9 protein-coding genes are annotated in these 8,765 nt (G+C 58.7%); 5 read left to right on the forward strand and 4 right to left on the reverse strand.

The window, feature by feature from the left end:
- Positions 1–21 precede the first annotated feature (21 nt).
- Both VFN25_RS11100 and dapA read right to left on the reverse strand, forming a co-directional pair.
- Complete coding sequence (locus VFN25_RS11100) at positions 22–651, reverse strand: hypothetical protein (RefSeq protein ID WP_325141852.1); 630 nt, start codon at positions 649–651, stop codon at positions 22–24.
- The gene (gene dapA, locus VFN25_RS11105; protein ID WP_325141869.1) at positions 648–1,583 is read right to left on the reverse strand and encodes a 4-hydroxy-tetrahydrodipicolinate synthase; all 936 of its coding nucleotides are present in this window, start codon (positions 1,581–1,583) and stop codon (positions 648–650) included. The genes VFN25_RS11100 and dapA overlap by 4 nt, the downstream gene beginning before the upstream one ends.
- A 243-nt stretch (positions 1,584–1,826) precedes the next feature.
- Between dapA and VFN25_RS11110 the strand changes: the two genes are divergently transcribed.
- The 3 genes from VFN25_RS11110 (at position 1,827) to VFN25_RS11120 (ending at position 4,361) form a co-directional block, all read left to right on the forward strand.
- A complete protein-coding gene (locus VFN25_RS11110; protein ID WP_325141854.1) occupies positions 1,827–2,387 on the forward strand; it encodes a glycine cleavage system protein R in 561 nt (186 codons plus the stop codon).
- Positions 2,388–2,407: 20 nt separating this feature from the next.
- A complete protein-coding gene (locus VFN25_RS11115) occupies positions 2,408–2,884 on the forward strand; it encodes a peroxiredoxin (protein ID WP_325141855.1) in 477 nt (158 codons plus the stop codon).
- An 82-nt stretch (positions 2,885–2,966) separates the two neighbouring features.
- Positions 2,967–4,361, forward strand: a complete 1,395-nt coding sequence (locus VFN25_RS11120) for a PhoH family protein (RefSeq protein WP_325141857.1) — start codon at positions 2,967–2,969, stop codon at positions 4,359–4,361.
- A gap of 331 nt (positions 4,362–4,692) precedes the next feature.
- Here the strand turns inward: VFN25_RS11120 and VFN25_RS11125 are convergent, their stop codons facing one another.
- Positions 4,693–5,736, reverse strand: a complete 1,044-nt coding sequence (locus VFN25_RS11125) for a hypothetical protein (protein ID WP_325141859.1) — start codon at positions 5,734–5,736, stop codon at positions 4,693–4,695.
- A 342-nt stretch (positions 5,737–6,078) separates the two neighbouring features.
- Between VFN25_RS11125 and thiD the strand changes: the two genes are divergently transcribed.
- Positions 6,079–6,888, forward strand: coding sequence for a bifunctional hydroxymethylpyrimidine kinase/phosphomethylpyrimidine kinase (gene thiD / locus VFN25_RS11130; protein WP_325141861.1), 810 nt, complete (start codon positions 6,079–6,081; stop codon positions 6,886–6,888).
- Positions 6,889–6,894: 6 nt separating this feature from the next.
- Here thiD and VFN25_RS11135 read toward each other — a convergent pair whose 3' ends face one another.
- Complete coding sequence (locus VFN25_RS11135; protein WP_325141864.1) at positions 6,895–7,905, reverse strand: isocitrate dehydrogenase; 1,011 nt, start codon at positions 7,903–7,905, stop codon at positions 6,895–6,897.
- 26 nt (positions 7,906–7,931) lie between these two features.
- Between VFN25_RS11135 and VFN25_RS11140 the strand changes: the two genes are divergently transcribed.
- A partial coding sequence (locus VFN25_RS11140) for a hypothetical protein (RefSeq protein ID WP_325141865.1) occupies positions 7,932–8,765 on the forward strand: 834 nt, incomplete at its 3' end.

Genomic DNA, 8,765 nt, shown 5'->3' on the forward strand with positions numbered 1-8,765 from the left:
ACCTGGGTACAGCGGTGGTTCTCAGGACATGCGCTGACGCAGGGTTTGCAACACTTCGCGAGCAGCATTTGCGCCGGCCGCGGTGGTCGCACCTTCGACGGTCACCTTGCTTGCACCTTCAACGCCGGTAACGCGAACCCGCAAACCGACCGGGGTCTTCACACGCTTGTCATTGGCCATGCCAAGCGTGACCACCTTTTTCAGGAAGCTCGGCGAAGTCGACTTTGTTCCGGTCGCGGTGATCTCGTAGGTACGTTGCGCGGCATCACGCGACACGATCGTGGCGATTCCTGATCGCTCCAGCGCGAGTCCGACGCGCGTCCAGGTGTGATCGGGGCCATCGGCGACCTGCATGCCGTCTCCCGCCAGGTTTGCGGCTTCGAGCGGTGGCGCGATTGATGGCTGGAAATCCACGGCTGGCGCACGCCCATCGGTTACCTCACTCGCAACCGAGGCACTTGGTTCCGGAATGGTGAGCGAGCCACTGCGGTTTGGTGAATCAAGGCCAGGAGGCACTTCAAGCGGTTTGCCCTGCGCACTCTTCTTGTAGGCATCGCTCTTGCTTCCAAAGTGCTCACGCATCATCGTGCAGCCACTCAACGCAGATAATGCAAAAAGCGCACAGGGAACAATCAGAAGGGTTCGTTTCACTTGATGGTTTCCGTTGTCGTTGGGCTCGAATCAACACGTCTTGCGAGGTGTTCGAGCAAACCAGATTCATTGAGTACACGTTCGGCCTGCGCATGATACGACGCGCTCATCGGCAACAGCGGCAGACGCAGCCGGTCAGCACCGAAACCGAGCCTGTGCAAACACCACTTCAGCGGTATCGGATTCGGTTCGACCGCAAGAAGTTCAAACAAGTCGTGCAATATCGATTGATGGCGAGCCGTACCTTCGACGTCATTGCCCGCTGCACTTTCGCACAATGCCTGCATGGCTGCAGGAGCAATGTTGGCAGTGACCGAAACGACACCGGCGGCGCCGGCGAGAATGGCCCGTGCGCACGTTGGATCATCACCGGACAGAACTGCAAATGAATCCCGCTTTATGGAGAGCAGATCGCGCATGCGCGACTCATCCGGGCAGGCTTCCTTGATACCGATGATACCGGCCCTGGACTGCAGGCGTGAGACGACATCAGGCAACATGTCGCAGGCCGTTCGTGACGGCACGTTGTAGAGGATGACCGGAAGACCACCATGTTCGGCCACTTCGGAAAAATGCCGATACATGCCTTCCTGAGTCGGTCGCACATAGGCTGGTGCCACCACCAATGCCGCCTGTGCGCCTGCACTGGCGGCAAGCCGGGTGTGCTCGATGGTCTTCCGTGTCGATTGCAGACCGGTTCCCGCGATCACCGGCACTCGTCCGGCCGAGCAGCGCACTGCCGTTTCAATGAGGGTCACAAATTCTTCAGGCGAAAGCGCTGCAGCTTCGCCAGTTGACCCGGCAACCACAAGGCCACGCGTAGCCGAATCGACCTGATATTCAATCAGGCGCGCAAACGCTTCAAGATCAAGCGCATCGTTTGTGGCGCGAAAGGGCGTAGCGAGCGCGCAAAAGCTTCCGGAAAGATTCAAGGACAAGTCAGCGTTGCACAGGCAGGAACCTCCGATTTTAGCCCGGAAGCTTGATGAGGTCACGGAAATTCGCTCAGCCCCCAGATCAATCACGCCATCGCTGTACCAGCGCGGCTTTTCGCAGCTTGCCAAGCTCACCTTCAGGCGATGTGCGAGACTCGCCTTGCGAGCTATCCGGACGAACAGTATCCTGCCATTGCAGTCACCTCCGACTGAAGCGACAAGCTTCCAGGAAAGCAGATCTTGAGCGATCGCAAGCCATCCCCGAACGCAAATGAAAATCATCTGCTGGTCAGCGTGTTCGCCAAATCTGAAGACTCTCCATTGTTTGCGCTGAGCAAACGCGTCAGTGACTGCGGATGCAATGTCGTCGAAGCGAGAGTTGCGTCACTGGGGGCCGAAGTCAGTGTTCAGGTTCTCGCCCAAGGCTCCTGGGATGCCATTGCCAAACTCGAAAATGCCCTGGCCAAGCTCAATCGAGATGGCGAGCTCAGGCTGACCCACTTTCGAACCAGTGCCAAGCAGCAGCAGAGTGCCCACCTGCCCTACATTGTCGAAGTGATCGCGGCAGACAAACCCGGCATCCTCAGTCAGCTTGCCGAGTTCTTTGCCGGCCACGATATCAATATCGAGCAATTGAATTCGACGCGCTACAGTGCAATGCAAACCGGCGCCGACATGTTTTCCGCGCAGATCACGATTGGCATCCCCAATACGATGCACCTGGCCGCTCTGCGCGATGACTTCCTCGAGTTCTGCGACGGCATGAACCTCGATGCAATCATGGACCCGATGAAATTCTGAATGAGACTCCAGTAAACGACATGAGCGAAACCAGCACGGTGAAAATTGGCAAGCGGGTCCCCAACCTTTCAGGAAAGACGGATTCAGATACCACGCTTGCCCTGAAATCGCTTCGAGAAAAATGGCTTGTCATCTACTTCTATCCGCGCGACGCGACACCGGGATGCACGACCGAAGCCGGCGATTTCCGCGACCTGCATTCCCGCTTCCGCAAGCACAACTGCGAGATCCTCGGCGTCTCCCGCGATTCAGTTGCCTCGCACGCACGCTTTCGGGCCAAGCAGGAGCTGCCCTTCCAGCTGATTGCCGACGTCGACGAAACCTGGTGCAAAGCCTTTGACGTCATCCACGAGAAGGTTCTCTACGGCAAACGACATCTCGGCATCGTTCGCAGCACCTTTCTCATCGATCCCCAGGGAATCCTGCGTGCTGAATGGCGCAAGGTCAAAGTCCCCGGGCACGCCGCTGCGGTTCTGGAGCAGTTGACCGCCGAGTGAGCACACGCGAATTCCGATTTCCACACCACTCGCGGCAGACTTGCTGCGGCACCTTTTCCCATTCTTTCAATGAGGCTCGTGCATGACTCGAGGCAAACGCATCTACGTACTCGACACCAATGTGCTGATGCACGACCCGACCTCGCTGTTCCGCTTCGAGGAACACGATGTCTTCATTCCGATGACTGTGCTTGAGGAACTCGATGCGGCCAAGAAAGGCTTGTCCGAAGTTTCCCGCAATGCGCGCCAGGTCAGCCGTTTTATCAACGAGTTGATTGAAAGCAACAAGACACGAAAGATCGACGAAGGCCTGGATCTGAATTTGCCCCAGGGCTTGCGCCTCGATCAGAGCGCCAAGGTCGGTCGCCTGTATTTCCAGACCCTGCCCGCCGAGGTCGGCAACGGCAAGAAGCGTCGCCTGCCAGACAACCTGATTCTTGCCTCGGTCATCGCCCTGGTCGAAGCGCATCCGGAAACACCGGTCGTGCTGGTGACCAAGGACATCAATCTGCGCATCAAGGCTTCGATCGCCGCGATCACCGCCGAAGACTACGAAAACGACCGGGCACTGGATGATTTCAGCCTGCTGTATGCCGGCCACGATGAAATGACCGAGGATTTCTGGGAGCGTCACGCTGATCTGCGCTCATGGTCCGAGCGCGGGCATACGTTCTACGAGATGCCGACAACCGAAGCGGAAGACTGGCATCCGCACCAGTTTCTCTATCTGCCCGGCGAAAACGGTATCGAACTGCGTGTACTCAGGGTCTCCGACGGCAAGGCAACCCTGCAGGTGGTCGATGACTACTTCCAGGGTTCGCATACGATCTGGGGAATTCAGGCTCGCAATCGCGAACAGAATTTCGCCCTCAATGTGTTGATGGATCCCGAAGTCGATTTCGTCAGCCTGCTCGGCATGGCGGGAACCGGCAAAACCCTGCTCGCTCTGGCTGCGGGACTCGCACAGGTCATGGATCAGCAGCGCTACCGCGAAATCATCATGACCCGCGCGACGGTTTCTGTCGGCGAGGATATCGGCTTCCTGCCTGGTACCGAGGAGGAAAAAATGACGCCATGGATGGGCGCGCTGACCGATAATCTCGAAGTGCTGACGTCACCACAGGAAGGCGGAGCATGGGGCCGTGCGGCAACCAACGACCTGCTTGCATCACGGATCAAGATCCGGGCCATGAATTTCATGCGCGGCCGCACCTTTCTCAACCGCTATGTGATTATCGACGAGGCCCAGAATCTCACCCCGAAACAGATGAAAACCCTGATCACGCGCGCCGGACCCGGCACGAAGATCGTCTGCCTCGGCAATGTTGAGCAAATTGATACGCCGTACCTGACCGAAACAACTTCTGGCCTGACCTACGCCGTGGACCGCTTCAAGCATTGGGAACATTCCGCGCACTTGACCTTGCGCCGAGGTGAGCGCTCACGACTGGCCGATATTGCGTCCGAGGTGCTTTGAGAGCCGGGATTCGGGAGCCGGGATTCCGGGTTCGGAAAAGCGAAACGCAGTCTCGCCATAAACCCGTAGGGGCTCCCTTCAGGGACGATGCTTTCCGTCGACATGGAGTGAACGCTCGCCCATAAACGGGCTCCTGCGAAACACCGTGAGCGGAGAGCGGAAGAAGCGAAAGCGGCTTGCCGCAAACCCGTAGGAGCAGGCTTCAGTTGCCTTAATGCAACCAGCCTTCACTTCGCCACGCAGCACGACTGGCGAACCTTCTGAGTGCCATGACGATTGCGCCACTTGATCAGCGTTGCCTTAAGCGCTTATTGCTGACCGCTTGCCGGCATCAAAACTGGACTCCCCAGGCGGCTTGATATTCAATCTGGCTGCCGGTGGTACTCAAGTTTGCGCGATAGCTCGGTACACCGAGAAAGTACGGAGCGTTCGAGTAAATCGCCTGCAGGCTCAATGATGCCTGTTTGCCGGTGCTACGCGAGTAGCCAAAACCGATAGTCCGCGTGGCCAGATTGGCATCCAGCGCATTTCTCAGCAGAGACGATGAAGGGGATGGTTGCTGTCCCGTGGTGTAACGCAGCTCGAAACTACCGAGACGCGCGTCCTGCCAGCTCCAACCCGCCGAATAGACGGTCAAGTCATCCCAGGCAAAGTTCGGACTCGCGCCGGAACCGAGCAAGGCAAGAAAACGACGTGGCAAGGCGGGGCTGGTGAATGGCGTAATCTCGCTGTACATCACACGCTGCGCACCGAGATCGATACTCGTCGATGGCGTCAATGCGAAACTTACACCCACGCTCGCACTGGCCGGGATATCAAACTGCCCCGGATCGGTATAGACGCCACGCAGGGAGTTCATCGCATCCATGTTGACGTGCGATTGATAGGCGGCACTCCAGCTCACTCGCTCTGTCAGCGCGCTTCCTGCATCAAACCGCAAGCCCGCACCGTAGGAAGTCTCGCCGGCCATCACTGGCCAGATTGGTATGCCGTTGCTCAGTGAGGATTCGCCAAAGCCGAGACTGGCGTAGCGCTGATAAGCAAGAATCGCGGTCACTCCCAGCGAACCGCCAGAACCCCATTGTGTCGTGAATGTCGGCGCGACAATGGTGCGCTTCAAGCCCGGAACCGGCAGTTCGGCACTGATATCAAGCTGAGGGCCGGCCAGCGCCTGGGCTCGGCCATCAACAACCTGGCTTGCCACCGACAGACTCAGGGTGCCAATCGTTTGCCCCTGCAGCGATTGAAGCAGCACAGAAAAATCAGCCAGCGTTTGCGTGTCCGTGATCTCGGGAACGTCGCGCGCTACGGGGGGAGCCCATGAAAACGCCGGGGTGATGCTCGACAGGGCATAGTTGCGCCAACGATGCGGCACGCTTGCAGCACTTTCGCCGGCAACAGTCGACTCAGGCGACGCTGCGGAGAGCATCGACGCGTTGGCCGAAAAGGAAAGGGGGAGCGTCAGCGCGATGCTGATCGCTCCCACCAAACTTGCTGTTGCTGCTGCTGTTGGCCGCTGCATTGCCCTGTTGCTGCGGTTAGGAAAAGAAGTGTGTTCTGCTAGGTGCGGATATTGGCGGAAAAGCAACAGCGGGTCAAGTACGCAACAACATCAACTTGCACGCCGTTTCCTGAAACCGTACAAGGGGTTGGAACATGCGACGCGGCCCCATTCAGGCCCCGCGTTGCCGATTAACTGTTGCAGGAAACCAACACTATGACTTTTCCCGATGCGCGCGAGCGTCCAGCCATTGCCTTGACCATCGCCGGTTCCGATTCCGGTGGCGGCGCGGGCATTCAGGCCGACTTGCGCAGCTTTGCCGCCTTTGGCGTCCATGGACTCACGGCCATCACTGCGATTACGGCACAAAACACCTGCGGCGTCAGTGCCATACAAATGGTGTCGCAACGGCTTGTCGAGGCGCAGATCAAGGCCGTGCTTGACGATTTCCCGGTTGCCGCGATCAAGATCGGCATGATCGGAACGCCCGGACTGTGCCGAACAATCAGTCGGGCGCTGGCAAACCATCGCGAAATTCCGCTGATCGTGGATCCGGTACTGGTTGCCACCACGGGCGCATCGCTGGCCCGCGGAAAAATGGTTGCGGCGATTCGCCGCAACCTGATCCCGTTGGCCGACCTGTTGACCCCGAATCTGCCCGAAGCCGAGCAATTGCTGGACCGTCGGATCGAAAGCCGCGATCAGCTGCTGGATGCCGCGCATGAACTTCGCGCCGCCGGAGCTTCGGCGGTTTTGCTCAAGGGCGGCCATTTGCCCGGCACCGAGGTCAGCGACGTACTCGTCACTGCGCACAACGTGCAATGGTTTTCACACCCGCGAATCGATGTCGAAGGCCATGGCACCGGGTGCACGCTGGCAGCAGCCATTGGCGCAGGAATGGCGACTGGCTCAAGCCTGGAAACCGCCGTTGCCGGGGCCATCGATTTCGTCAATCGCGCGCTGCAACTTGCCTACCGACCCGGTCGCGGCAGCATCGTTGTTCTCGATCATCTGGCCGCGTCGTAAAGAGCCTCAGCCGCCAACCCGTTCGATCAGGGCGTCGGTAAAGCTTGATGTAGTGCCATTGCCGCCGAGATCGGGAGTCAGGCGGTCACGCGCTTCGAGGGTCGCACGAATCGCTTCACGGACCTGTCGGGCCTGATCGTCGTGGCCGATATGGCTGAGCATCTGCGCCGCGCCAAGAAGCAAGGCGCAAGGATTGGCCACGCCCTTGCCGGCAATATCAGGGGCCGAACCATGTACCGCCTCGAAAATCGCAACATCGGCGCCGATATTCGCCCCGGGTGCGAGACCGAGACCACCGACCAGGCCAGCGCACAGATCGGAAATGATGTCGCCAAACAGGTTGGTGGTGACGATCACATCGAATTGCTGCGGGTTCATGACCAGTTGCATGCAGGTGTTGTCGACGATCATCTCGTTGAAGGCAATGTCGTTGTATTCCTTTGCGACATCGCGGGCAGCCTTGAGGAAGATGCCTGAAGTCGTCTTCATGATATTGGCCTTGTGCACCGCGGTGACCTTCTTGCGGCGCTGCTTGCGGGCCAGCTCAAAGGCGTAGCGGACGATGCGCTCGCTGCCATGGCGCGAGTTGCGGATCAACGATTGTGCAAATTCGCCATCCTCGGACAAGGTCTGGCCTTCCGATCCATAGGCACCTTCGGTGTTTTCACGCACGGTGATGATGTCGATATTTTCGTAGCGTGCCTTGGTCCCCGGAAAGGTGATCGCCGGGCGCACGTTCGCGTAAAGATCAAAGCGCTTGCGCAATTCGACATTCAGCGAACTGAAGCCGCCGCCGATCGGCGTGGTCAGCGGCCCCTTCAGGGCGATCTTGTATTTGCCGATCACATCCAGCGTCGCTTGCGGAAGAAGTTCCCCAACACTTTGTTGCGCAGCGACACCGGCCTCGACGAACTCGTATTCGAGACCGATCTTCAGTGCGTCGAGGACACGCAACACCGAATCGACGATTTCCGGGCCGATACCATCACCACGAACTACCGCAATTGTTTGACTCATCGGTGTCTCAACTCCACGAAGCTGGCTTGCCCAAGAAGGCAAAGGGCGGGCATTATCCGGAAATGATGGCGCATCGCACAACCAAGCATCTTGAATCGGTCCGGACTGAACGCTTTTGGCTTCTGCTCGCGACCCTGCTCATCGGCCTGTTCTGCACGACGTTTGGCGTCGCAAGCGGTCGGGTCGATGACGATATCCAGGTTCGCCTTGAAAGTGCGTCCGAGTTTGCGCCGCAATGGCCACCTGATCTGATCATCGAGGGCCTGTGGAGCAGCACATGCCTGCCACGCATCGTCGATACCCGTGTTGTCGGACTGCACATCGATATCCAGCTCAACGTCGACGCCAAGCGCTGTACCGCCGCGTCAACACCGTTCCAATTGAAGGTCAATCCGGCGCGTGAAGCCGGTTTGCCGCAACTCCCGCTCGGCGTCTTCCAGGTGCGCATGTTTCTTCGCCACGGCAGCGGCAGCAATGAACTGATCGCCTTCCGCCTGCTTCGCTCTGGTGGAATTGATGCGCGCCCTCACCCTGAAAACGGCTTCTGGTGGTCGATACCAACCCTCGACGACAGTCCAGCCCTGAACGGCAATGGCCTTTCGGTCGAACAGCAGGGCGAAAATCTGGCGATCACCTGGCTCAGCTATGAGGGCGGCCGGCCGGTCTGGTATTTCGGCAGCACGCCAATGCGTGGAAGCATTGCGCGTATTGAGCTGCTGCGCATGATCGGCGGAGGTGAGGCATTTTCCGGCCCCAACGCCGCGCCCGGCATCGAACCAGGCCTGTCGATGAACCTGCAGTTTCTTTCACCGTTGCACGCCACCGCCTGGCTGGTGCAACACGCTGCCCTCGGCTCCGAT

Origin of the sequence: Dokdonella sp. (assembly GCF_035703485.1) — a bacterium.
In the GTDB taxonomy this organism is placed as follows: Bacteria; Pseudomonadota; Gammaproteobacteria; order Xanthomonadales; family Rhodanobacteraceae; genus Dokdonella.